The 26711-nt window shown below is 46.3% G+C and carries 20 protein-coding genes; 14 read left to right on the top strand and 6 right to left on the bottom strand.

Annotated features, from left to right (window positions below; all coding sequences use genetic code 11):
* Positions 1-148: 148 nt before the first annotated feature.
* Both GM612_RS12630 and GM612_RS06630 read right to left on the bottom strand, forming a co-directional pair.
* Positions 149-1075 carry an AEC family transporter gene (locus GM612_RS12630; protein WP_155431597.1) on the bottom strand — a complete coding sequence of 309 codons (927 nt, stop codon included), beginning with the start codon at positions 1073-1075 and terminating at the stop codon, positions 149-151.
* Positions 1076-1273: 198 nt separating this feature from the next.
* Positions 1274-2230, bottom strand: a complete 957-nt coding sequence (locus GM612_RS06630; protein ID WP_155431598.1) for a serine hydrolase — start codon at positions 2228-2230, stop codon at positions 1274-1276.
* 311 nt (positions 2231-2541) lie between these two features.
* On the opposite strand from GM612_RS06630, the gene GM612_RS06635 reads away from it, so the two are divergent.
* Both GM612_RS06635 and GM612_RS06640 read left to right on the top strand, forming a co-directional pair.
* On the top strand, positions 2542-3060 hold the full coding sequence (locus tag GM612_RS06635) for a MarR family transcriptional regulator (protein WP_155431599.1): 519 nt from the start codon (positions 2542-2544) through the stop codon (positions 3058-3060).
* Positions 3061-3062: 2 nt separating this feature from the next.
* Positions 3063-3428, top strand: a complete 366-nt coding sequence (locus GM612_RS06640; protein WP_155431600.1) for a rhodanese-like domain-containing protein — start codon at positions 3063-3065, stop codon at positions 3426-3428.
* Positions 3429-3504: 76 nt separating this feature from the next.
* Here the strand turns inward: GM612_RS06640 and GM612_RS06645 are convergent, their stop codons facing one another.
* Positions 3505-3930: a hypothetical protein gene (locus GM612_RS06645; protein ID WP_155431601.1), complete on the bottom strand. Its 426-nt coding sequence runs from the start codon at positions 3928-3930 to the stop codon at positions 3505-3507.
* Positions 3931-4182: 252 nt separating this feature from the next.
* A complete protein-coding gene (locus GM612_RS06650; protein ID WP_155431602.1) occupies positions 4183-5814 on the bottom strand; it encodes a peptide ABC transporter substrate-binding protein in 1632 nt (543 codons plus the stop codon).
* Positions 5815-6452: 638 nt separating this feature from the next.
* Between GM612_RS06650 and GM612_RS06655 the strand changes: the two genes are divergently transcribed.
* The 3 genes from GM612_RS06655 (at position 6453) to GM612_RS06665 (ending at position 10310) form a co-directional block, all read left to right on the top strand.
* Entirely contained in the window at positions 6453-8345 is a 1893-nt protein-coding gene (locus GM612_RS06655) for a glycoside hydrolase family 2 TIM barrel-domain containing protein (protein WP_155431603.1), read from the top strand.
* Positions 8326-9288: a beta-galactosidase small subunit gene (locus GM612_RS06660; protein ID WP_155431604.1), complete on the top strand. Its 963-nt coding sequence runs from the start codon at positions 8326-8328 to the stop codon at positions 9286-9288. The genes GM612_RS06655 and GM612_RS06660 overlap by 20 nt, the downstream gene beginning before the upstream one ends.
* A gap of 68 nt (positions 9289-9356) precedes the next feature.
* Positions 9357-10310 carry an aldo/keto reductase gene (locus GM612_RS06665; protein WP_155431605.1) on the top strand — a complete coding sequence of 318 codons (954 nt, stop codon included), beginning with the start codon at positions 9357-9359 and terminating at the stop codon, positions 10308-10310.
* A 268-nt stretch (positions 10311-10578) separates the two neighbouring features.
* Here GM612_RS06665 and GM612_RS06670 read toward each other — a convergent pair whose 3' ends face one another.
* Positions 10579-11025, bottom strand: coding sequence for a MerR family transcriptional regulator (locus tag GM612_RS06670; protein WP_155431606.1), 447 nt, complete (start codon positions 11023-11025; stop codon positions 10579-10581).
* A 135-nt stretch (positions 11026-11160) separates the two neighbouring features.
* Here GM612_RS06670 and GM612_RS06675 point away from each other — a divergent pair, with 135 nt between their 5' ends.
* The 5 genes from GM612_RS06675 to GM612_RS06695 all read left to right on the top strand — a co-directional run bounded on the left by GM612_RS06675 (position 11161) and on the right by GM612_RS06695 (position 17470).
* The gene (locus tag GM612_RS06675; RefSeq protein ID WP_343031831.1) at positions 11161-11862 is read left to right on the top strand and encodes an ABC transporter ATP-binding protein; all 702 of its coding nucleotides are present in this window, start codon (positions 11161-11163) and stop codon (positions 11860-11862) included.
* A 9-nt stretch (positions 11863-11871) separates the two neighbouring features.
* On the top strand, positions 11872-14448 hold the full coding sequence (locus tag GM612_RS06680; protein WP_155431607.1) for an ABC transporter permease: 2577 nt from the start codon (positions 11872-11874) through the stop codon (positions 14446-14448).
* Between the two features lie 395 nt (positions 14449-14843).
* On the top strand, positions 14844-15341 hold the full coding sequence (locus tag GM612_RS06685) for an AP2 domain-containing protein (protein ID WP_155431608.1): 498 nt from the start codon (positions 14844-14846) through the stop codon (positions 15339-15341).
* A gap of 307 nt (positions 15342-15648) precedes the next feature.
* Complete coding sequence (locus tag GM612_RS06690; RefSeq protein WP_155431609.1) at positions 15649-16626, top strand: aldo/keto reductase; 978 nt, start codon at positions 15649-15651, stop codon at positions 16624-16626.
* Positions 16627-16858: 232 nt separating this feature from the next.
* Entirely contained in the window at positions 16859-17470 is a 612-nt protein-coding gene (locus GM612_RS06695) for a helix-turn-helix transcriptional regulator (RefSeq protein ID WP_155431610.1), read from the top strand.
* 107 nt (positions 17471-17577) lie between these two features.
* On the opposite strand, the gene GM612_RS06700 is transcribed toward GM612_RS06695, so the two are convergent.
* On the bottom strand, positions 17578-18042 hold the full coding sequence (locus GM612_RS06700; RefSeq protein ID WP_155431611.1) for a MarR family winged helix-turn-helix transcriptional regulator: 465 nt from the start codon (positions 18040-18042) through the stop codon (positions 17578-17580).
* A 143-nt stretch (positions 18043-18185) separates the two neighbouring features.
* Here GM612_RS06700 and GM612_RS06705 point away from each other — a divergent pair, with 143 nt between their 5' ends.
* The 4 genes from GM612_RS06705 (at position 18186) to GM612_RS06720 (ending at position 26557) form a co-directional block, all read left to right on the top strand.
* The gene (locus tag GM612_RS06705) at positions 18186-19055 is read left to right on the top strand and encodes an MBL fold metallo-hydrolase (protein WP_173021240.1); all 870 of its coding nucleotides are present in this window, start codon (positions 18186-18188) and stop codon (positions 19053-19055) included.
* 492 nt (positions 19056-19547) lie between these two features.
* Positions 19548-22184, top strand: coding sequence for a pyruvate, phosphate dikinase (ppdK, locus tag GM612_RS06710; protein ID WP_155431613.1), 2637 nt, complete (start codon positions 19548-19550; stop codon positions 22182-22184).
* Positions 22185-22298: 114 nt separating this feature from the next.
* Positions 22299-24251 (top strand): sugar MFS transporter, encoded by a 1953-nt coding sequence (locus GM612_RS06715; protein WP_155431614.1) that lies wholly within the window; start codon positions 22299-22301, stop codon positions 24249-24251.
* Positions 24252-24331: 80 nt separating this feature from the next.
* Positions 24332-26557 (top strand): alpha-galactosidase, encoded by a 2226-nt coding sequence (locus GM612_RS06720; RefSeq protein ID WP_155431615.1) that lies wholly within the window; start codon positions 24332-24334, stop codon positions 26555-26557.
* The last annotated feature ends 154 nt before the right edge of the window (positions 26558-26711 follow it).

The raw sequence follows: 26711 nt of genomic DNA on the forward strand, positions 1-26711 counted from the left end.
TTTGACGCACGTTTAGACTATGTAAAGTCTTGAAAGGTGAGTCACATTTTTAACTTCCTTTGCGTTAAGCAATTAGTTCGATACTTACCAGTATTAACTTTTGTCCCAGTTTTACTTTTTTACGAAGAAATGTGCTCTGAATAAAGTTTTAGCCTAGATGCCAGAACCACTGCGCTAGTCCCATGAATAAGGGAATGGTGACAAGTGAACACAGTGTTGTCAAGCCAACCACCGTTGTACTGAAGAGGGCGTTCTTATGAAAAGTGTTACTAAAAATTGCCATTAAAGCCGCAACGGGTGTCGCTTGCCCTAACAATACGACCATTTTGACCATCATTAAATTATTAGGTACGAACCACAGCAGTAACAAAGCGATTAGCGGGCCAATGATCAAGCGGGCACCAATGGCTTGGTACAGCGACTTGCTTTTTAAAGCACCCCGGATGTCACCTTCCGCGAGGTAGCAACCCATGGCAATCATGACCAGCGGCAGGTTCATGTTGGCTAAGTCGGAAACGGTGGTACTTAAGATACCTGGTAGTTTAATCCCGGTAAAGGCAAAGATCAGACCGAAGATCAATGCCAAGATAGCCGGATTGACCGCTAATCGTTTTAGCTGAATCGTTCGTCGGTCGCCCGAAATCATGTAGATGCCATAGGTCCAAAGTGCAAAGTTTGACACGCCGACAAAGATACTCATGTAAAACACGCTGCCAGTGCCTAAAACTGCTTTGGATAACGGCAAGCCAATAAACCCTAAGTTAGCAAAGATCAGGGCGAAGCGCACTAGCATTTGTTCCGGTTGACGGAAAATAATTTTGGCAATGACGATGGTCACTAACATCAAAATGATGAGGATGATCAGCGTATAGATACCGTCCATGAGTTGCGAAGCCTTAAGATTACCAATGAAGGAATTTAATAACAGCGCCGGGTTGGATATGTAGATCACTAGGTTGGAGATTTGCTGGCTGCCGGATTCATCGACTAAGCCGACCCGAAAACAGAGGAAGCCCACCAGCATAATTAGAAACATAATGGCAGTTTGCCCAAAAATGACGCTAACGATTGCCACAACAGATCCTTCTTTCACTTACAGATACTGTTCATTATAAAACTTTAAAGTGACAGAAGTCATCTTTTCCTGGACGAATGGGACAGAACAGACTATGGCTGAAAGTTTGGCCTATAAATGGTGCGAAGGAGGGCTGGTATTTGGGTGAAATTAAACTTGAAAGCTGCCGACCTTCAAGTTGCACAGCGCTCAATTTGATTAGCGTGCTCGTGGCGCAACCTGGTTGGTCGTTTTTGAACCATAGACGATTTCTTGAATCTGTTTGGTGATGGTCGCAATTCTGGGGAACCCGCTTAAGCCAGACTGCTGATGGCCATGGGTCATAACAACTAGGATGTAGCGTTGGCCGTTTGGCAGCGTGACGATTCCGGCATCATTATTTTCGTCCGCAAAGAAACCAACTTTATCGGCCACTTTGCTCCCTGTTTGTGCAGCAGTGGCTCCGGCAGGGATACCCTTGCGGTAAATCTGCTGTCCCATCAGTTTTAAGAGCCATTGCTGATTGTGAGTATTTTGAAAGGGTGCTTGTTTATTAGCTAAGGCTCTTAGGGTAAGTCCTAAAGAAGTGGCGGTGGTTGTGGCGGATTGCCCTTCAATAAAGGTCGGCGTGTAGCCGCCAAGTTGCTGGACAAGTGAATTGATCGGCGCTAACCCGAACTGGTCCAGTTCCGATTCCGCGAAGTCGTTTTCACTGTTAACGATCATGTGCCTAAAACCATTCTCGTTTGTGGAATTCCAGACAAAATTGCCGGCTTTGGCCTGGCTGAACAAGAAGCCTGCCATGTAAAGTTTATAGGTACTAGCAGCAACGACCGGCGCATGGGCATTACTGCTAACAGCTAATTTGCCCGGCTGATAAAGCTGGTGGGACCAGCCCTTTGTCGGATGGGTGGGGGTTAAATTGTAAAAATACACGCTGGCAGTTTTGTCGGCAGTGATTTGATCGGCGTAACGTTGCAATCGGTTCTTGACTTGTTTTTGAACCGCTTTGATTTTTTGCGGTGAAGCAGCAGTGTCAGTGTTTTCCTGGATAAGCCGGTGATTTGCTAAAGCCCGGCCAGTGAATCCTAAGCTGAGCAATAAGACAACAGCCAGCAAGCCAACCAGTCGTACCCGAATTTTGATGTCATGAGGTAATTTACGGAATCGTTTCATCGTCCCAACCGTCCAATCGAATGATGTACTTAATACAAATATTATAGCTGTAAACACTTCAGCAACCAAGGGTTATTTCAGGTTTACAAAATGCGAGATGACGCACTGGAGAAACAAAAATAAGGATTTCACCTCCTGGTAAGCTAGAATTATTTTCCCTAAGTCATTGCTGACTAACGTTTGCGCTGATGATCTGAAATATGGTTGCTCAAAGTAATTTCTATCCTGGGCTGATGTTTGACTTTTATGAATAAGTGAGTATACTTTGAATATAGTTAGCCGGCTAATTAAAATTTATTGGAGGGGATTGCGTGCCTGATTTTAACTTCAGGGATCGACCGGACATTGCCCGCTTGCAAAAGATGCAGGAGCTGTATCCAGACGCCAACGTGACGTCGATCCAGACAATTTTGAGCTTACAGTACACTTACCGGGTGATTCAAAGTCGTTACGACCAAGTCTTTAACCAGTATGGGCTGTCGGAGTCACGGTTTATCTTACTGATTTTTCTCTACCACGCTGATAATGGTTTATCGCTGTCTGATTTAGCTTTTAAATTGGGGGTTGCTAAGCCCACGACGAGCAAATTGATCCGGGGTATGACCACCGCTAAGTTAGTCGAAAAGGTTGCAGATGCCCAGGACAAGCGCGGGGTGAAAATTCACCTTACAGCGGTAGGCCAAAAACTGCTGGAAGACTTTTTACCAGTCAATTTTCAAACCATGAACCGGTTTGTCAGCAACCTCTCCGCAACTGAACAGCAACAACTGAAGCAGTTATTGAATAAAATGGTATCACCTGAACAGGGTCAAAAAGATGGAGGTAATTGAAAATGGAAAACGAAAAAATTGCACTATTGAAAACGTACTTAAGTTTATACATCGAACACTTTAAAGTGCTTGCTGATATGCAAAATGGCGGCCATCAGTACACCGTACTGGATGTCCGTAACGCGCCCGCGAAGGTTAAGGAAGTTCAAATTAAGGGTGCTAAAGCGATGCCCGCAAAAGATCTAGCCGACCATTTGAATGAACTCGATAAGGCCCAGACTTACGTGGTTTACGACTGGACTGGCGGCACGACCTTAGGTAAAGCTGCCTTACTGATTTTGTTAACGCATGGTTTTAAAGCCTACGAACTTGCTGGTGCGCTTGAAGGCTGGCGTGGCATGAACTTGCCGGTTGAACCAGCTGAATAATCATCAAACGCTAGTATGACGTCTTTTCAGGGTTGTTTGACACTAAAAAACTGAATCTAATCATCCTAGCTTTCGTTCAGCTATTTAACAAATACAATGAGATGACCGCCAGGACGAAACCAATGGCGTTGCGAACCGTAAAGCTTTCACCCAGGAACAGCAACCCAATCGGGATCAGTAATAGGGTCATGGCAGCGTTCACAGTAATGGCGGTGGTACCAATTGGTGCGCCTGATTTGTAGGACATCATGTAACCAAATTCCACGAAAATGATGGCCAGACCCATTGTGACGGATGCCCAGTTGATTTGGTGAGCGTTGGCCGCAATCGTTTGATGATTGCCACTGACCATAAACATGATCACTGAACCTATCAGGGCAACTCCGTAGGTAATGATCAACGAAAAGAACGGGTCAATACCGTGGGCGACGTTTCGGGCGGAGAGTTGGTATAACATATTAGCAAAAATGGTTAAAATTAATGGCCAAAGATATGTCGGCATAGTGGCAGCTCCTTTTTAAAAAGTTAGGCACTTTCTATTATACCTATTTTGGCGGCTGAATAAAAAACGGCGAAGAGATTTAAGTTCGTTTAAATTACAATGCTAAGCAATACAAAAATGGATCCCCAAACTGATGGGGACCCATTTTTGTATCTGTCGGTATCAACTGTGCTCTGAGTTTTACCAGTGAATTTTTTAACTTTTGTGAAGATTAGCGCAGTGAAAAACGAATGACTTTTCTACTGTTTGGAGCTACTTCACATAAGCGTTCTTGAAGTTGTAATTAGCGCCAGCAGTGTTGTAGATGAAGCCCTTTAAACTGCTTCTCATCAGCCATGGATCTGCGGATTGATACAGTGGCGTAATGCCGGCATCATTCAACAAAACGTTTTGCGCTTGCACCATATCGTGCCAACGTGCTTCTGGATTATTGGCATCGGTGGTGTTAGAAGCTTTGATCAAATTATCATAGGTCTTATTTGACCATTGTGGCTGGTTACTTGAATTACCAGTCGTCATGATGTTCAAGAAGGTGATTGGGTCAGAGAAATCAGCAAACCAGTCCGACATCGTAATTTGAAAACTGTGTGAGGCTTGCTTTGCAAGCACGTTGGTTGAAGGTAAGTTGTTGTTGGTGATCTTCAACCCCGGTAATTCTTGTAAATTACTCTGGAGGTATTGGGTGACCTGCTTAGCATTGTCGTCATCACCAGCTAGTAAGGTTAAATGGATCGTGCGACCGCTCATCCCCAGCTCTTGGAGGCCCTGACGCCATAACTTTTTAGCTTGAGGTAGGTTATAGGAGTCCGATTTTGGATATGATGCATCCGCGGTGAAGTCTTTGCCAGTCTTCGGGTTGGTTGCCAAACCTTTAGAAACGAAGCTACCCGTTGAGATCGAGCCATCGTCAAGCACTTTATTGACCAGTTGCTTACGGTTGATTGCCATGGAGAAAGCCTCACGAATCTTTTTATTCTTGAACAATTTCATCTTTTGGTTCAAGGATAGATAGAACGCTGAACTTTGCATAAACGACTTATAATCGGATCGCTTTCGCAGATTTTTAGCCTGGTTGCCAGAGAGTTCCGCACCGGTCAGTTTCTTTTGGTTATACTGATTTAACGCGGTGCCCTTATCTTTGACGACCTGGTAATTAATGGTGTTGAGTTTAACGTGCTTCTTGTCCCAGTAGTTGGAATTCTTAACGAGTTTCCAAGTGTTGCCAGTTCCGTTCCAGCCCGTGAGCTTAAATGGTCCGTCGTAAACCATCCGCGAACTTCTTGTACCATAATTCTTGCCGTACTTTTGAACCACTTTTTGGTTTTGAGGGAAGAATACCGGAAAGCCCAGCAGCAATTTGAGATATGGAATCTTCTTTTCAAGGGTGACTTGCAGTTTGTACTTGCCTAAGGCTTTGATGCCTAGGCTATTGACGGCTTTCTTTTTATTTTGAATGGCATCGGCATTCTTGATGCCGCTAAAGAGGTAACCATATTGCGAACCGGTCGTTGGATTAACCGTCCGTCGCCAGGAATAAACGAAGTCTTGCGCGGTGACGGGATCTCCGTTACTCCATTTAGCGTTCGATCTGAGATTATAGGTGTAGGTGAGCTGGTCGTTAGAAACGCTTTCACTCTTTGCAATACCCGGTTCTGCCTTACTATTCTTTCCCAATCGGTAGAGACCCTCATTCGTATTATTCAACGTATTAAACGTGGACAATGCTGTTGATTTCGATAGGTCAATGGTACTTAGTTCTTGGTCAGTTGGTAGAGTGATGGCTTGTTTGCTGCTGGACGTGCTTTTATTGGACGAACAAGCACCCAGTAATAACGCCACGGCAGCTGCGCTAACTGACACTGCTAATAAACGATGAATTCTCATACAGATCCTCCTCAATCCCAACCCAATGTGATTTAAACTAACATTGATTTAAGATTAACATAAAATGAAAAAATGTTAAGTCTTTTTTAAATAAAAATGTGAAAACATGATAATTATTCGGCTTATAACCGTTCTTTATTCACTGTATGCAGACTAATTATACATTTGGTAGCAAGACGTCTCATTTTAATTTAATGTTTTTTGGCATGAATTTCAGAAATCCATGCCGACTTTTAACCTTCCTATCCGGAGTAACGGAGTCCCTTAACATTAAGATTTAAAAATGATTGACGGGTGTGTCGTTATTTTGGTTGAGAAGCAATTCAATTTTGGGTTCTCAGATGAATGATTCGACTAAGCTTTACACCTTTTTTAAGATGCATTTTTAAATTTAATCTGATTGTTTTATTTAAGGGGAGATCCTTAGTGATATTGACCATTAAAAATCATTTTAACGGCCAGCCTTCTCAGCAGTCCCTAACTCGGTTCGAAGGTGCAAAGCGATTTTCACACTCCTGGAGAATAGTGAAAGCAGTGAAAAAATCTTGAAAGGGACTTGCCAGTGGGAAGCAAAATCATTTATGATGAAAACTGTAAGCGCTTCAAAATTGTGACAAACAATAGGAGGTCTTAACGCAATGACACCAGAAATTAGTTGGTTAGATGATCCGGAAACTTTTCGGGTCAATCAGTTACCAGCGCATAGTGATCATCGAATTTATCAGACTGAGGCAGAAGTCCAAGCCCAGCAAAGTAGTCTTGTACAGTCGTTAGATGGCACTTGGCAATTTAAATTTGCCAAGAACCCGTCTGAACGGCCAGTCGGTTTTTGGCAGCCAGACTATGACCGGAGCAGCTTTGACACCATTACCGTCCCCGGTCACATTGAGCTGGCAGGTTATGGTCAAATTAAGTACATTAATACCACTTATCCTTGGGAAGGGAAGATTTACCGCCGACCCGCGTATGCGCTCAGTGCTGATGACAAGGGCGAAGGGATGTTCAGTCAGGGTGAAGATAACACCGTTGGCGCCTACGTCACCACTTTCAGCTTGAACCGTTCGTTACAGGGTAAGCATATCGTGGTGCAGTTTGATGGTGTCGAACAGGCCATGTATTTGTGGTTAAACGGTCACTTTGTCGGTTATGCCGAGGATAGTTTTTCACAGTCAGAGTTTGATCTGACACCCTATTTGAAGGACGGTGAGAACCTGATGGCCGTCGAGGTCTTCAAGCGCAGTACCGCCGCATTTATTGAAGACCAGGATATGTTTCGTTTTTCCGGAATCTTCCGCAGTGTGCGCCTAGTTGGTCAGCCGTTGCTGCACGTTCGCGATATGAAATTGCGACCAAATGTTGACTCAGACCTGAAGACCGGTGATTTTAATTTGGAACTGGCTTTGAGTCGTGAAACTGGCGAGGATGGCAGTGTTGCTGTTGAGGTGACGGATGCCGAGGGTCAAATTATTTACAGTACGCAAAAAACGGTCAACGACCACTTTGAAGTTGATCATGAAACAATTCCTAACATTCATCTTTGGCAGCATACCGATCCATACCTGTATCATTTGAAGATCACCGTGATGGATGAGCAGGGTGATACATTAGAAATTGTGCCGTTTGATTTTGGCTTCCGTCGTTTTGAGATGAAGGATAAGATCATGACCCTGAATGGCAAGCGGTTAGTGATCAACGGTGTTAACCGGCACGAATGGGATTCCAAGCGCGGCCGTTCAGTCACGATGGCTGACATGAAGGCCGATTTAGCAACGTTTAAGGCGAACAATATCAACGCCGTTCGAACCTGCCATTATCCGGATCAGATCGACTGGTACTACCTGTGTGATCACACGGGCGTTTACATGATGGCTGAAAACAACCTGGAGTCTCACGGCACCTGGCAGAAAATGGGTGCCGTCGAGCCTTCCTATAACGTTCCAGGGTCGGTAACGCAGTGGCGTGAAGCCGTGTTAGACCGTGCCCGTAGTAACTATGAGGCCTTTAAGAATCACACCGCGATTTTATTCTGGTCGCTTGGCAATGAATCCTATGCGGGTGATGACATTGCAGCTATGAATGCATTTTACAAAGACCACGACGACACCCGTCTCGTTCACTACGAAGGGGTCTGTCGCAATCGGGTCTACGAAGACCGAATCTCAGACATGGAAAGTATGATGTACGATCCGCCAAAGGCAATTGAAGAGTACCTGACCAACGACCCGAAGAAGCCGTTTATCGACTGTGAATTCATGCATGACATGGGTAATTCACTGGGCGGAATGTCTTCCTACGATGCGCTGCTTGATAAGTTTCCAATGTATCAGGGCGGCTTCATTTGGGACTTTATTGATCAGGCCCTAGAAGTTAAGGACGAAGTAACTGGGCAGACTGTTTTACGTTATGGCGGGGACTTTGACGACCGGCATTCCGACTATGAATTCTCTGCTGACGGTCTCATGTTCGCCGATCGGACACCGAAACCAGCACTTCAGGAGGTGAAATACTACTATGGCAAGCACATCAACTAAGCAGGTTCAAATTATATATGGTGACGCAACGCTGGGACTGCGTGGCGATGACTTTGGCTACATTTTTAGTTACGAACAGGGTGGCCTGGAGTCACTGGTCCAACACGGCAAGGAATGGCTCTACCGGGCACCGAAACCGACCTTTTGGCGTGCGACTACTGATAATGACCGTGGTAACGGCTTTTCGGTTGATTCTGCCATGTGGTTGGGTACCGATATGTTTTTAAAATGCACGTCAGCAGCTGTGGCCGTCAATGGTCAGCCAATTCCACTGCCAATTTCACCGGAGAATAACAAGTACAGCAACCACGAATTCGCTGATTATGTCACCATTACGTTCACGTATGAAACCTTGACGGTGCCAGCCACTACTGTGACGGCAGCGTACACGGTCAATGGTAGCGGCGAGATCCGGGTTGCAGTGGACTACCATGGAAAGCAGGGTCTGCCGCAGTTGCCAGCACTGGGTCTACGATTTATCATGCCAACGCCTGCCACTCAGTTTACCTATGATGGGCTGTCTGGTGAAACCTATCCTGACCGCATGGCTGGTGCGGTTCCAGGCACATATACCGTTGATGGTTTGCCAGTGACAAAGTATTTGATTCCAGAAGAATGCGGCATGCACATGGCAACTAAGCAAGTCACGGTGACCCGCAACCAAACGTTGAACAATGCTGACCGCTCAGATGCACCGTTTAGTTTAACGTTTGAACAGGATGAGGCGCCGTTTGCCTTTAGTTGCTTGCCATATACCGCTGAGGAATTGGAAAATGCAACCCACTATGAGGAATTGCCGGCGCCACGTCGAACCGTGCTAACGGTGTTTGGCGCTGTTCGGGGTGTTGGTGGCATCGATAGCTGGGGAGCGGACGTGGAAGAGCAGTACCATATCTCAGCTGAAGAAGATCATCATTTTGGATTTAAGATTCAAGGGGTCTGATTTTTATATTGACCTAGAGTCAGCTCTAACTTTTATAATAGAAGTCGTGAAAGGAAGGGTTATCTATAATGAAAACAATTAAAGTTGGCAATTCAAGTTTAGAAGCATCCGCGGTAGCATTCGGGGTCATGCGGATGGTCAGTCTAGACGTTGATCAAGCTGCTAAAGTGTTACAAACGGTCGTCGACAAGGGCGTTAATTTTATTGACTCTGCTGACATTTACGGTTCGGGACAGTCTGAAAAAACCTTTGGTCAGGCGCTGAAGAAATCCGGAATCAAGCGTGACGATTTAATCATTCAGTCAAAGGGCGGTATCGTGATTGATCCAAAGCGCAGTCACGGCGACCTCGTCTTTGGCAAACGCTATGATTTTTCCAAAGATCACTTAATTGAATCAGTTGATGGCATTCTGCAACGGATGGGCATCGACTACTTGGACTTCTTCTTATTGCACCGTCCGGATCCACTGATGGAAATCGACCAAATTTCAGCGGCTTTTGACGAATTACAGGCTGCTGGTAAAGTGCGTCACTTTGGCGTTTCAAACTGCAACCCGATGCAAGTTGATCTGATCCAATCAGGTCTCAGTCAAAAGTTAATGGTCAACCAGTTGCAATTTAGTGTCATGCACACTGGCACGATTGACTTTGGTATGCACACCAACATGAAAGACGACGCTAGCGTGAACCACGATGGCGAGATCATCGAGTACTCACGGTTGCACAACATGACGATTCAAGCCTGGTCACCGTACCAGTACGGCATGTTTGAAGGCACCTTCATCGACAACCCGAAGTTCCCTGAATTGAACGCTAAATTACAGGAACTGGCAGATGCCAAAGGGGTCACCAAAAACGCCATTGCCACGACTTGGATTCTCCGTCACCCAGCCAATATGCAGGTTATTTTAGGCTCAATGAACCCACAGCACCTGTCAGAAAGCATTGCCGGGGCAGACGTTGAAATGACCAAGCAGGAATGGTACGATCTGTACTTCGCTGCTGGCAACGTTTTGCCGTAAGGGTGTAACAAAATTCGGTTAGATTTCAGAAAGTAATCAAATAGCGTCGTGGATTCCTGATTTGGGATCTGCGACGCTATTCGTGTACGTGGCCGACGACAGAATTTTGACGCACGCCCCCGCTAGATAACAGTCTCGAGCTGATTGAAATTTAGCGTGATGGTAGCGTGAAGAAACTTGCGGCACTTTAACCGACCTAGTTTGTCACATCCAATAAGTGGTCTGGGAGTGATCTAAACAGTAATTGTTGCCAGCTCATTTACCCCTCTTACGCTCTCTTAACGCGTAACTGCTCATTGATCACGATCGGCTGATCAGGCAGGTCGCAGTTGCCGGAAACCGCGGTCTCAGTTCCTGCTTCACAGGCAGCAGTGTAGAAGCGAACCTTGTAGTCAAGTTTATCGAGGAACTTTTGCGACTGCTTGATCTGTGCTTTCACAGCTTCTTGTTGCTGCTTAAAGATGTTCAGGCGAGTTGTCAAAGTGGCGTCGCCCTGCATGGCCAGCTCAACAAATTTGCGAATCTCTGAAAGCTGCATGCCGGTTCCCTTTAAGCAGGTGATCAGGTCAATAAAATCGAGGTTTTTGTCGGTAAATTCTCGGCGGCCGGAAGGACTTCGTTTCACAAACGGCATCAAGCCTTTGCGGTCGTAATACCGTAGTGTATAAGTACTTAAGCCAGTCTTTTTGGCAACTTGGCCAATTGAATATGGCATGGTGTTCGTCTTCTTTCCTGTTTAATAAAGTTATTATATAACTTAGAGTATACGCTAACTCAAACATGTATCGAAAAATAATTTGGTGTATGATATTGGTATACGTCGTCAACTAATAGAACGGAGGACTCACACGTGGCCTACATAGAAGTTAAACACGAAGAAAAACGTTACCAAATGGGTGAAACAGAAATTATCGCGAACCACGATATCAGCTTTGAAGCGGAACAGGGTCAGCTGACCGTTATTTTGGGGCCAAGCGGTGCTGGTAAATCAACGGTTCTAAATATTCTTGGCGGGATGGATACCCCAACGGCAGGTGAAGTCATCATTGACGGCATTGATATTGCCAAATACACTGAGCGGGAATTGACCACTTATCGCCGCCATGACGTCGGTTTCGTCTTCCAGTTTTATAACTTGATTCCGAACTTAACAACGCGTGAAAATGTCGAGCTGGCGTCATCGATCGTCAGTGACGCTCTGGATGCGACCACCGTTTTGAAACAGGTTGGACTGGGCGACCGCCTGGATAATTTTCCGTCCCAGTTGTCTGGCGGTGAACAGCAACGAGTTGCCATCGCCAGAGCACTGGCCAAGAACCCGAAATTGTTACTGTGTGACGAGCCCACGGGAGCCCTAGATTACCAAACCGGTAAACAGGTGCTCAAACTATTGGAAAACGCCAGCCGTCAGGAAAATAAAACGGTTCTGATCATCACGCATAATGCCGCCATCGCCGATATGGCTGACCGAGTCATCTATATCAACGATGCTAAGGTTCGCAAAGTGGTGGATAATCCAACACCAAAGTCGATCGACGACATTGAATGGTAGGTGAATGCATTGAAACCATTGACAAAAAATATGTGGCGGGAAACGGCGCGTTCAAAGGGTCGCTTCATCGCAATTATTTTAATTATTATGCTGGGTGTGCTGATCTTCGTTGGCGTCAAGGCGGCAGGACCGTCACTCAACCACTCGCTGCAAAAAACGGTCACAGCTGACAAGTTAAGTGACGTTCAAGTAACCTCCACGACGGGATTTACCAAGGCTGATTTGAAGGCAGCTCGGCAATTAAAGGGTGGGCAGGTTGAGAGTGTCAAGTACAAGCCGGTGGTCGGCGGTCGTGAATCAGCAGCCGTTGCACTGTACGGCTATGACAGCAGCCAAAAGCAAAACCAGCTTTCGCTCCGCTCTGGGCACTTGCCTAGGTCTAACCAACAAATCGTACTGGATCAACGAGCGAAAACGAAGTATGGTTACAAGCTTGGACAAACCTATTCGTTTAAGAAATCGGCCGGATTAGTTCATCAGTCATACCGAATCGTTGGGTTTGCGGATTCACCGCGCTATATCGACAACGCCAGTCGTGGGGCGGCTAACGTGGGTGACGGCACAGTCCGTTACTTTGCGTACGTTCGCGCTAGCCAACTGCATTTAACTTTACCAACCATGCTGACGATCCGCTTTGCCAATTTACAGTCACGCGACACTTTTGGTAGCTCATATAAAGATGCGGTGAACCATCAGGTGGATCAGCTAAAGCGGATCTTTAAAGACCGTAGCAAAGCGCGTACGGCATCGCTGCAGGGCACCCGGCTTGCCCAGTTTGCCGCTCAGAAACGGCAGTTACAAAGTCAGCTTAAACAGCTGCAAGCCGCTGGGCCAACGACTGTGGGTGCTCAAGGACAGGTGAAGCGTGCCCTGGCTAAATTAGCGGCTGCTCAAGCCAAGTTTAAGGGGGCTACCACGACTGCATACGACTGGCAAACCCGCGAAGACCTGCCCGGCTTTAGTGCTTACGGCGACAGTTCTGATCGCATTGCGGCCATTGCCAACGTCTTTCCGGTTTTCTTTTTCCTGATTGCTGCTTTGATCACTTTTACCACGATCATGCGGATGGTCGAGGAAGCCCGTGGCCAGATCGGCACGTTTAAAGCACTGGGTTATGGGAAGTGGCAGATTGCCCGTAACTACTTGGTTTACGCCGTTACGGCCGGTCTGATTGGAACGGTTTTAGGGGTGTTGATTGGCAATACCGGGTTGCCACGAATCGTGCTGGCGCTTTATAAGAACTATATACCGCTTAAATGGGTCGTTCGTCCGCAGTGGGACAGCATTATCATGTCGTTAATATTTGCTTTGATTGCGACAGTTGGGGCTGCTGGTATCGTGGTGCGGCAGGAGTTAAACGAAGGCCCAGCAGCCCTGATGCGGCCTAAATCACCAAAATCAGCTAAGCGAATTTTGCTTGAAAGAATCACACCATTATGGCGGCGTTTAAGTTTCAATCGCAAAGTTAGCTATCGGAACCTATTTCGGTTCAAGTCGCGGATGTTTATGACGATTATCGGTATCGCAGGCGGAACAGCGTTGATCCTAACGGGATTCGGTATCCAAGATTCGATTGGCGGTACGGCTACCCGACAGTACCACGATATCATTCACTATCAAGCCACGGTGAGACTGAAGTTAGCAGGGCACGAAAGCAAGACTGACATGCTCTTAAATGAGAACAATCAGTATTACAGTCATACAACGGTTGCTAGTGATGTAGGCGAAGTTTCGCTGAACGGTCAAAAAGTGACCGATGTGAATCTGACGGCGCCAGAATTCGCACCGCAATTTGGGCGTTACGTTTCCTTACTGTCCACTAAGAAGGGACAAAAAGTTAGGTTGAAACGGTCTGGCGTTGTGCTGACTCAAAAGATGGCTGATCTGCTGCATGCCAAAGTTGGCGATCGAGTCCACGTTGACACAACCGATAATCACAAAGGTTCCGCCAAAGTGACGGCGATTGTTCAAAATTATATGGGGCATTACATGTACATGAGTCGCTTCGCTTACCAGAAGATGCTGGGACGTTCTGCGCCGTTCAACACCCTGCTGGTCCGGCTGAATCATCAGACTGCTAAACAGCGTCAGTCGTTGGCTCAAAAACTGTTAGATGGCGGTGGCGTGCTCGCCACTAGTTACGTGGCGGATCAACGGCAGTCGGTTAGCACAATGTCGAAGTCCTTAACCCCAGTTGTCCTGATTTTTATTGCACTGTCAGGGATCTTGTCGTTTGTTGTTTTGTATAACTTAACCAACATCAACGTTTCGGAGCGGATCCGGGAATTGTCCACCATTAAAGTGTTGGGTTTTTACGATGGCGAAGTGACGATGTACATTGTTCGTGAAAACATTATCTTGACCATTGCGGGTATCATAGTCGGTTACGGTGTGGGTAACTTACTGACCTGGTATATCATGCGCCAAGCCGCAACTGCAGAGGTCATCTTCCCGACTACGATCCACTGGTTGGGGTACGTGGTCGCCACGCTATTGATGATTGCCTTTACGGTCATTGTCATGTTGGTGACCCACTACAGGCTTAAACGGATCAACATGATTGAAGCCTTACAATCAAACGAATAATTCTAGGACATGCTTAAATCAATTAAAACGTCTACCAATGAGTATTACCATAATCGGTAATCATTTGGTAGACGTTTTTATAGTTTTGTATTAATCTAAAAAAAAGGTAATTTTTTTAGCAAATACAGTGCAATCCATACCCATTAGATGATACAATTATTGCACCGAAACTATTGATGACGGGATTGATGACAACTTTAAGTTTCACAAGTAGATCGTTTTGTATTTTAAAATTAAGCTGAAACTTAAGCACGTTATCAGTAAGCATTAATCGTATTTTTGTTTCTTAATGGTGATATAATATCATTGGTCTAGAGGGTTATGCCATATTTGTATTGACGATATTCTCAAATTAAGTAAGCAAAAATAAGTATACATCAAAGGATGGCGTAAAAATGAGTAAAAGAATTGACCTGACCAACCAACGTTTCGGGCGGCTAGTTGTTCTGAAGTACCATGGCAATAACCCAGCTAACTCTAACGCAATGTGGTTGTGCCAGTGCGACTGCGGTAATCAGACAGTTGTTGACGGCGTACGTCTACGTTCCGGAATCACGAAGAGCTGCGGCTGCTTGCGCAGGGATCTTTCCAGCCAGCGTGTGTATAAGAACCCAAAGTTCGTGGATTACATGGGCCGTTCAGACCAGCTTAAGGATGAAAACGGGGTCGCGTTAAGTTCGATCTCGGAATCAGCTCGAAACAAGAGTGGGGTCATTGGCGTTTCATATGACCGGCAGACTGGCAAGTGGTTCGCCCGTTTAATGGTGGATCACCGCTACGTTTTGCTAAAGAGTTTTAAGACGATCACAGAAGCAATCGACGCGCGACGTGAGGCTGAAGAGAAATATCTAGGCCTGAAGCGTGACGAACTGAGGAAGGCCGATAAAGTTTAACGTATAAGTGGGTGGAATACGGGGTAATGCGTGTAAAATTCGCTGACAGCGATATCGAAAGCATTAGTCTTTAGATGATTTTAGTTTATTTGGATCAACAGCTACGTGGTTGAGAATCAGCAACGTGGCGTTAATTGGATAATCCGTAAAGAAGTCGCTAATGGCGGCTTTTTTGGCGGTCTTTTTCGATTGGTCGCCTTGCTAACTTGTCATGGTATCTTGACTTTCATCCCGCTCTAACTCGTATAATAACAATAGCATTAACGATATGAAGTGATTGATTTAGAATCTTAAAGGGGACCTGAATATGAATTATCGAACACTTGGTAAAACTGGTTTCAACATTAGCGATGTTTCGCTGGGTACCTGGCAACTTGGTGGTAAATGGGGTGCGCCATTCGACATCAAGGATGCGGATGCGACGCTGGAAGAAGCTTACGAACAGGGTGTCAACTTTTTTGATACAGCTGATGGTTATCAGGACGGAAACAGTGAAAAAGCAGTTGGCGCCTTCGTCAAGTCGCACCCAGACGTTCATTTTACGACCAAGATCGGCCGCAAAGAGATGCCATTGAGTGCAGAGCATTTCAACGCCGAACATTTGACCCGTTACGTTGATGAATCACTTCAAAATATGGGTGTCGAAGCGCTTGATCTCGTGTTGCTTCATTGCCCGCCAATGCCGGTCTACTACCTTCCAGAAACCTTCTTTGCCATGGATAAGCTGAAAAAGGCCGGGAAGATCAAGAACTATGGTGTGAGTGTTGAAAGGGTCGAAGAAGCGATTAAGGCGATGGATTATGATATATCTGCAGTTGAGATTATTTTTAACATGTTTCGTCTCCGACCGGCACGACTGTTCTTTAAACTAGCCAAGCAAAACAACGTTGGCATCCTCGCCCGGGTTCCTCTTGCTAGTGGTCTTTTGACCGGAAAATACACGGCTGACACCAAGTTTGGTAAAGATGATCACCGAACGACTAACCGTCACGGTGAACTGTTTGACAAGGGGGAGACTTTTTCCGGTGTCGATTATTTGACGGGGGTCAAGGCAGCACAAGAACTAAAAGAACGTCTTAAAACTGACAATTTGGCAGCCATGGCGCTGCGCTACATCTTGATGTACGATGCGGTTACGGCGGTTATTCCAGGTGCTAGTTCACCAGAACAGATTGAACGTAACACGGTGGCGTCAGACCTCCCAGCTTTCAAACCAGAGCAGATGGATATTGTGCAAGACGTTTATAACAAGTACATTAAGAACCCAGTTGATTACCTCTGGTGATTTCGAAAGGTAGATAAGAGCCGAGTGATAAAGATTCTTGAATCGGGAGTCTTAAAGTGAGAGTGGCACTTTATGGCTCTTTTTCATTAGTCAGTTGGTGGATCCAATTGCTTTTGAGATAGTCTTCAGCCCGCTTTCAGTAATTCCTCGTTTAATATCACGTCATATTAGTGTTATAATCGGCGTATAAAGATATCATATTTAAGCGACATTGAAACGGGGTAGCGCACAAATGGAATTTACGAAACGACAGCAAACCATCATTCAGATGCTGAAGGCCACCAGTCCCTTGACCGGCGAAGAAATTGCCCAGCAGCTCAATCTGAGTGTCCCTACGATCCGCGGTGATTTAAGATTATTGACTGCAGTGGAAGTCTTGGCTGCCCGACCCAAAGTCGGTTACGTTTATAAGGGTGACAATCAGGCTGCACTGAGCTACGAAACTTTATATAATAAGCCAATTTCGACAATTATGCAGCCGGCTGCAGTGATCAAGGATAACGCCTCACTGCAAGAAGCCATTAGTAAACTGTTCCTAGAAGACGTTGGCACCCTGTTTGTTGTTGACGCTAACGCCCAACTGGTCGGCTTGATCTCTCGGAAGGATCTGCTGCGAGCAAGTTTCAACAATGCCAACCCCGAAGCTGTTTTGGCCAGTGTGATCATGACGCGAATGCCAAATATTGTGACCGTCACAGCTGACATGACGGTGAAACAAGTGGGGCAGCTACTGTTGAAACACAAGGTTGATTCACTGCCTGTTGTGGATAAGGCTGCACCACAAACGGTCACTGGCAAGATCACCAAGAACCGGATCTTTCAGCATTTTATTGAACAGGCTTAAAGGTAAAATTAGTCTCTAAACGATTGAATCAGTGCCTACAATGAACGGCAGTCAACAACCAAAATTTTTGGTTGTTGACTGCCGTTTTTGTGTGGTGAAGAATTAACTTAATCTTCGTTCGCTTCTCGGGCTGTTAAGACATCATTGATATTGATTTCTTCAGCGCGATTCTTTAAAAAGGCCAAGGAGCTTGCTAGCGTTTGTTTTTCTTGATCCGAAAGTCCCTTGACGACCATTGAATCCCAATATGACATTTCTCGAATAATTCGGTTCACATATTCTTCACCCGTTGGTTCAATATAAACTTTCTTAGTTCTCTGATTAGCTTGATCGATCATTCGTTTAATCAGTTCATCCGCCTCTAATTGTTTTAGGCGTCTGGCGACCATCGCATTATCTAAGGTTAGGTTTTGACCGATCCTTTCTTGAATAATGCCCGGGTTTTCTTTGACGTTGATCAAAATAATGGCATCAACTTCTTTAATGCCCATTTTTTTAATCACGGCTTTTAAGTAAGCACGCGCTTTTCTGGAGAAAATACCAGTTGAGATACCAATTCCTAATGGTGACATTGAGATTCATCTCCTTTTGGATTAACCATAGCAAAAATAAAAGATTAAATCAACTATTGACAAAAACAATTGTTGATGATAGTCTATAATCACTCGATTAGAGCAGGACTATGAAATGCGTGCTCCCAAAGGAGGGGATGTCTATGATGAATAAACAACAAGTTCCAGGATACTTTAGATACCAACTCGGAGACGTTGAGATCACTGCACTCTATGATGGTTATGCCTTGGGGAATACTGACATTTATTACGGCACCGATGCTGACACTGTCATTAAAGCTTGGCATGCCAATTTTACGACCACGACAATGATTGACGATCGGGAAAATATCAAAGTTGATTCAAACACTTACCTGGTTGATACAGGTCATGAACTCTCTTTAATTGACACGGGTAGTAGTGATGCCCTTGGGCCTAGCATGGGTAAAATGCTCACAAACCTAAAAGCTTCTGGCTACCGTCCAGAAGACGTCGACAAAGTTTTTCTAACGCATGCGCACCCTGATCATATTGATGGTTTAGTGATCAATAATCAAATGACATTTCCGAATGCCACCGTTTATTTAAAACGAGCTGATTACGATTTTTGGCTCAGTATTTTACCAAACCTTGACAGCCTGCTGGCGCCGTACGTTCAGAAAAACCAGTGCGTCTTATTTACTCAAGACGGGGAGTTGACGGATGGTATCACGGCAGTTTCCTTACCGGGTCACACAATCGGTCATACCGGTTATCTGATTGAATCAAACGGCCAGAAACTATTTGCCTGGGGTGACATTATTCACGATCCGGACGTTCAGTTAACTGATCCAAACGTGGAAGTAGTACTTGGTAAGTATGATGAAAAACGGGTTGCCAAAGAACTGGCAACTGAAAAGAAGACGGTTGAACAAGTTGCTGATACACCGGAATTGGTTGCGGGTGCTCATCTGCCGTTTCCTGGAATTGGGCACATTGTTAGCAATGAAAATGCTACCGGCTACCGGTTTATTCCCGTTCACTATACCGAATAGTACTGATTCAAATGGATCTTTAAGATGCACTTTAAATCGATAAAAGGCTTTCACTGAGAACCTTTCGTCAGAAGCGAAAGTGACCAGACTAATCAATATCGTCACGATGATAATCGTAGTTTCCAAAATTGAAGACACCATAAACGATGTTTTAATTTTCCAGTATTATTTTCACATACCCCTTAAATCAAACGATATTACAGAAATCTCAAACTTGGAGATGCTGTGATATCGTTTTTTTTTTGGATTAATTTTCTCCTTCAATTCTCGGAAAGCCTTAGGAGTATTTTTCAATATTTTGACTATCATGACGTCTTAATCGTTGAATTTCATAGCTGCATTAAGTCATTAAAACGTAATACATAATTTTCAAACCCCTTTAAATCAACAATAATCAGCTCAATCACAATAAAAGGCTTGCATTCGAAATCAAAGTAATATACATTATAAACCAAACAAATGTAACGTTTTATTTCTAGAAAGAGTGGTTATATGACAAAACAAATCTATGCGTTTTCAGAAGGTAACATGTCAATGCGGGATCTGTTAGGCGGTAAAGGTGCCAACCTGGCCGAAATGACCAACTTGGGACTGCCTGTCCCCCATGGATTTACGTTAACAACCGATGCTTGTCACGACTATCAGCGGACTCAGTCGTTAAGTGAGGACCTCTTAGTCGAATTGGATCAGGCACTGGATAAATTAAGGACGCTCACCGGTAAGCAGTTTAATGGTGCAAAAGAGCCACTATTGGTGTCAGTTCGCTCTGGAGCTGCAATTTCGATGCCCGGGATGATGGATACGATCTTAAATATTGGCTTAAATGATCAAACTGTAGAGGCTTTAGCTTCATTGACGCATAACGTTCGCTTTGCTTACGACAGTTATCGACGTTTGCTCTCCATGTTTGGCAACGTGGTTTACGGCATTGGTGAAGAGACCTTCGATCAAGTACTGACCGATGTGAAGCAGGCTAATGGTTACGCAAGTGACCTTGAGCTGACGGCTGAAGACCTTAAGCAGATCGTGGGTCAGTTCAAGCAGCTGTACCAACAAGCTGGTAAAGGGGAATTTCCACAGTCACCGAAGGCTCAGCTACTGGCTGCAATCAACGCCGTCTTTGAGTCGTGGAATAACCACCGAGCACAGGTTTACCGTCAGCAAAATCACATTCCAGAGAGCTTAGGGACGGCTGTCAACGTCCAGGAAATGGTCTTTGGTAATGCTGGTGATCAGTCGGGCACTGGCGTTGCATTTACCCGTAATCCGGCAACCGGAGAGCGGCAGGTCTTTGGGGAATACCTGCTGAATGCTCAGGGGGAAGACGTGGTCGCTGGAATTCGAACGCCGCAGTCCATTGAGGTGCTTAAAAAAGAGATGCCAGCAATCTACGATCAGTTAATGGACATCGCCGAAAAATTGGAGACCCATTACCGTGATATGCAAGACTTGGAGTTTACCATTGAAAACGGCAAGCTATACTTGCTGCAGGCTCGGGATGGAAAACGAACCCCATATGCCGCGGTCAAGATTGCCGTGGATCAGGTGGGCGAAGAACTGATTACCAAGGAACAAGCCCTGCAAAGAGTCCGGCCTGAATCGGTTTCAGCCATGCTTCATCCGGAGTTTGACGCGAATGATTTGACCCAGAAGACGCCGTTGACAACTGGCTTGCCAGCATCACCTGGTGCCGCTACCGGTCGCGCCTACTTTACAGCGGAAGATGCCAAGCGCGCTGCGGACGGTGGAGAAAAAGTGATCCTGATTCGGCAGGATACATCGCCCGAAGATATTGACGGGATGATCGTCAGTCAAGCCATTGTGACCTCCCGGGGCGGAATGACATCTCACGCGGCAGTTGTGGCCCGTGGTATGGGAGCTACGGGGGTCGTTGGTGCCCATGAGATCAACGTGGACTACGCGGCCAAAGTCGCCCACGTCAACGACAGCGAGATTCACGAGGGGGATTGGGTCTCGGTTGACGGCACCACGGGTAACTTGTATTTAGGGCAGATCAACACGACCGCGGCGGGCGTTAAAGGTGAATTATCGACCTTGCTGGACTGGGCCAAAGACGTTGCGCACATGGGCGTTTACACCAATGCTGATACGCCGCAGGACTTCCAAAAAGCGCTGGACTTCGGTGCTGACGGGATTGGTTTGACCCGAACCGAGCACATGTTCTTCAAACCGGAACGCCTGTTGCAGATGCGACGCCTGATTCTAGCAACTGACGCCGCGGGCAGGGCTGACCCATTGAATCAGTTGTTGCAAATGCAGCAGGAGGATTTCTATCAACTTTACAAGTTAGCGGGGGACAAAGAGGTCACGATTCGACTGCTGGACCCACCGTTACACGAATTTTTACCACATGACGAAGCTGAGATTCAAGCCGTTTCAAAACAGATCCACATGTCACCTGAACAGTTGCGGGCTCGAACGAACAGTTTGAAGGAACTGAACCCAATGCTGGGACACCGGGGAGACCGACTTGCCGTGACCTTCCCTGATATTTACCAGATGCAGGTCAGAGCCATTATGAGTGCGGTGATTCGACTTTACGATGAAGGCTTAGAAGTGCACCCGCACATCATGATCCCACTGACGGATTCAAAGGCTGAAATGGCCTGGGTTCGTGACCTAGTTAGTGACCAGATCAAGGAAATGGTCGATAACAGCGGCGTTCGGGTTGATTATACGGTTGGTACCATGATGGAGATGCCACGAGCCTGCGTCACGGCCGATCAAGTGGCGGAAGTTTCTGACTTCTTTAGCTTTGGTACGAACGACTTGACCCAGTTAACGTTTGGTTATTCCCGCGATGACGTTGGCTCCTTCATGCCAGTGTACATCAAGAAGGGGATCCTGCCAGCTGACCCATTTCAAACCATTGATACGGAGGGTGTCGGTGCGTTAATGAAGATTGCCATCGACAAGGGACGTCAGACCAATCCGCAGTTACCAATCGGTGTCTGCGGTGAGGTCGGCGGTGATCCGGCTTCAATTGAATTCTTTGAACAAATCGGGATCACCTACGTTTCGTGCTCACCGTACCGGGTGCCAGTTGCACGATTGGCTGCAGCCCAGGCAACACTAGCACAACGGCAAGTGGCTAAGCAGGTGTCGTGATGATTACCGGGTGGAATTCCCGGCTGCTATTATTCAGAAACTGCATTTTACATCACACACCTAGTTGTAAACGCTAACAAAATGATTTAACTTCAAAAAGGGAGTCCGTTTAACATGACAGAAAATAGTACGGTCAACACTCAAGAAAGTCGGGGGCGTATTTTGACATCGCGGCTGTCATACGCGTTCGGGGCGTTTGGCCACGATATGTTCTACGCGACATTATCGACTTACTTCATTATGTTCGTGACGTCGCATTTATTTGATAAATCCAGTGGTGGTACGAACGCCACAATGGTTAGTTATATCACCGGAATCATCTTTGTCTTGCGGTTTGTCGAGCTAGTCATTGATCCGTTTATCGGCAACACGATTGATAATACCAACACCCGCTGGGGGCACTTTAAGCCCTGGATCGTTGCCGGCGGCCTGATCAGTGCGGTGACCATCTCGATTCTTTTCACTAATATGGGTGGTCTGAACACCTCCAGCCCGTATCTGTATCTGGTGATTTTTGCCGTCCTTTACATCACGATGGATATTTTCTATTCCTTCAAGGATGTGGGGTTCTGGTCGATGATTCCCGCAATCTCGTTTGATTCACGAGAACGTGAGAAGACGGCGACCTTTGCCCGGGTCGGTTCAAACATTGGGGCCAACATTGTGGGGATCATGGTGATGCCAATTGTTTTGGCCTTTTCGCAAGTCTCCAATAATGGTCAGGGGGATAATCGAGGCTGGTTTGCTTTCGCCCTCGTGGTGGCGTTAGTATCCTTCATTTCGGCCTGTGTCGTGGCCCTTGGGACTAAGGAAAAGCACTCTGAACTGCGGAAGAATAAGGAAAAGACAACGTTCCGCGGCGTTTTAAAGGTCTTGACGCGAAACGACCAATTAATGTGGCTGTCATTGACCTACGCACTGTACACCGCTGGCATGCAGATTACGAATGCGCTAGAACTCTACTACTTCACTTATATTTTAGGGGACGCTTCAAAATTCACGATCCTCTCATCCATTAACGCCATTATTGGGATCTTCGCCGTGCTGGCCTTTCCGCCAATGGCCAAGAAGTTCAATCGTCGCAACGTCTTCTTCATTTCGATTGCGTTAATGATCATTGCCTTGATTCTCTTCCTCTTTGCTGGTGATTCACTGGCGCTGGTTTTACTGGCTGCAGCTCTGTTTTACATTCCGCAACCGCTGATCTTCCTGGTTGTGCTGATGATCATTACCGATTCAGTGGAATATGGTCAGTTGAAATTTGGTCACCGGGACGAATCATTGACCCTGTCCGTTCGACCGTTGCTGGATAAAATGGGTGGGGCGATTTCTAACGGAGTCGTTGGGTTAACCGCTGTTTGGGCCGGCATGACTGCTGGTGCGTCAGCTTCGACCATTACCACTCATGGCCACATGGTATTTCGACTCATGATGTTTGGTTTCCCAGCCGTGTTGATCTTATTAGGAACCTTCATTTTCTTCCGGAAGGTAACGCTGGATGAAAAGGAACATGCTCAAATCGTGGCCGAACTCGAAAAGACCTGGGGTAAGACGATTGGTGAAGATGTTGATTATATCGATGCCAACGGAACGGTCAACTACAATTACGAAGCACCGATCGATGGAGAAATCGTGGCCTTGGATTCTGTATCGGATGAAAACTTTGCTACTGGTAAGATGGGCTCTGGATTCGCCATTAAACCAACAGACGGCAAGATTTACGCGCCGTTTGATGGTACAGTAAAGGTAACCTTCCCAACGCGACACGCCATTGGGCTGGTATCCGACCAGGGTGTCGGGACGCTGATCCACATCGGCATCGGCACGGTTAACATGCGTGGAACGGGCTTTGTTCAGTACGTTGAGCAGGGTCAGCAAGTTAAGAAGGGTGAGCTGCTAATTGAGTTCTGGTCGCCGGCCATCAAAAAGGCGGGGTATGATGATACCGTCATGGTTGTGATGACCGATCATGCTTCGGGCGTTGACTTGAAAGTCAAGCAGGGCACCGTTAAACACGGTGAGCTGGTCATGACCTATCAGCCAACTGTGCAAACAAGTAACGAGTAACGTCATTTAAAAATTCATAGTCGATAGCCTTGCGTTGCAAACCGCAGGGCTATTGCTACATCATTAGAGGAGGAACCACCTTGCCAATTCACGTTGACGAAACACATCACACGTTTCATTTGCAGACGGATCACACGAGTTATATCTTTCAAGAACTTGCCCATGGTGTTTTAGGACAAGTTTATTATGGGAGAAAAATTCACGTTGAGCCCAGTTACGATAACTTGCTGACGCGCGAATTGAAAAATTCAACGCCGGCTTACTCGTTGGCTGAGCCCGATTTTCAGCTTGATGCGATCAAACAGGAATACGCAGCCACTGGCACCGGCGATTTTAGGCGGCCAGCGTATCAGGTGACGCAGGCTAATGGCAGCCGGATCACTGACCTGCAGTACGACCATTATGAAGTATTACAGGGAAAACAGCGACTTAAAGGTCTTCCAAGTACGTTTGAGGATGCCAGTGATGACGTGGAAACGTTGATCGTTCACTTGACGGACGCGTTGATTCAGCTTGATTTGGAACTCAGTTACACGGTTTTCCCGCACCAGGACGTGATCGTTCGCAGCGCCAACTTCAAAAATCACGGGGTCAAAGCCGTGACGTTAGATTCAGCACTTAGCGCCCAGCTTGACTTGCCAGATAGCCGCTATGAGATGATCCAGTTTTCTGGTACGTGGGCACGGGAACGGCATTTAGTCAGAACGCCGCTGCGGTCGGGCATTCAGTCGATTGATTCGATTCGCGGGACTTCGAGTCCACAGCAGAATCCCTTCATGATGCTGGCGCGGCCGGAAACGACTGAAGACACCGGCGATGTATTTGGCTTCAATTTGATTTATTCGGGTAATTTTTTGGACCAGGTTGAAGTTGACCAGTGGGCTACTAGCCGCGTCTTAGTGGGTATTAATCCCAGCGAGTTTAGTTGGTGCCTGGCACCGGACGACGAATTTCAAACGCCAGAAGCAGTCCTGAGCTACACCGCCAGTGGCATGAATCAGCTTAGCCAGCAACTGGCAGACTTCTACAGCAAGCATTTGGTAGCGGCAAAATACCGTCGAATGGAACGCCCAATTTTAGTCAATAATTGGGAAGCGACCTACTTTGACTTCAACGCTGAAAAATTACTTAAGATCGCTCGCAAGGCTAAGGACCTTGGCATCGAAATGTTCGTCCTGGACGACGGCTGGTTTGGTCATCGTGATGACGATCACACTTCGCTTGGTGACTGGTTTGTGGACCCTAAGAAATTACCTGATGGTATCGGTGCTTTTGCGGATCAGGTGCACGGGTTAGGGTTACAATTTGGACTGTGGTTTGAGCCGGAAATGATTTCCGTTGACTCGCAGCTTTATCAAGCACATCCAGATTGGCTGATCCACGTGCCAAAGCGGCGGGCGACACCCGGCCGAAATCAGTTTGTGCTTGATTTTAGCCGGCCTGAAGTCGTTGATTACATTGCTAAATTAATGGGTAAAGTAATTGATGACACTAAACTAGACTACATTAAATGGGATATGAATCGTTACATCACGGAAGCGTATAGTGAAGGCTTGCCTGCAAATCGGCAGTTAGAGATGCCACACCGCTATATCTTAGGCGTTTACCAACTTTACGAGCGGTTGACAAAGGCCTACCCAGACGTTTTGTTTGAATCCTGTGCGTCAGGTGGCGGTCGTTTCGACCTTGGCATGATGTACTACGCACCACAAGCCTGGGCCAGCGATGACACTGATGCCGTCGAGCGGATGAAGATTCAGTATGGCACCAGTTATGGCTATCCGCAGTCAATGATGGGGGCCCACGTTTCGGCGGTGCCAAACGAGCAGACCGGCCGTATGACATCGCTTGAAACGCGTGCTAACGTTGCTTTTTATGGCGCCTTTGGCTATGAGCTGGATATTTCAAAACTGTCAGGTGAAGAAGCGGATGAAATCCGTGCGCAAGTTGAATTCTACAAACGTTACCGGTCGCTTTACCAGTTCGGTAAGCTTTATCGCCTTACCAGCCCATTTGAAGATGACGGCAACGTGATGAGCTGGATGGTCGTCGATGACGATCAGAGGCATGCGATCGCCACCCGTTATCAGCTTTTAAGCCGGCCAAATGCACCCTATCTCAGGATGTTCTTTAAGGGTTTGGATCCTGATCAGCGGTACCGTGTTAACAACAGTTCTAAAACCTATTACGGTGACGAATTAATGAATGCCGGACTATTTGTGAATAAGATTTTTGATGAGACAGCTACAGAAAAGTCACTAGCAGACTTTTATTCACAACGTTTTATGATTGACATAGTTGACTGATTGAACTTATTTGGTGATCCAACCCAAATTTTTGAACCCGTTATCGCAGAAATATAAGTTAGCGATAGCGGGTTTTCATGATATTTAGAGCTCATATTAAAATTAGTAAAAAAACAAACGTAATTTGTCGATTCGACAGCGTGTAACGCATTAC

The organism is Secundilactobacillus folii (genome assembly GCF_009720675.1).
GTDB classification, from domain to species: Bacteria; Bacillota; Bacilli; order Lactobacillales; family Lactobacillaceae; genus Secundilactobacillus; species Secundilactobacillus folii.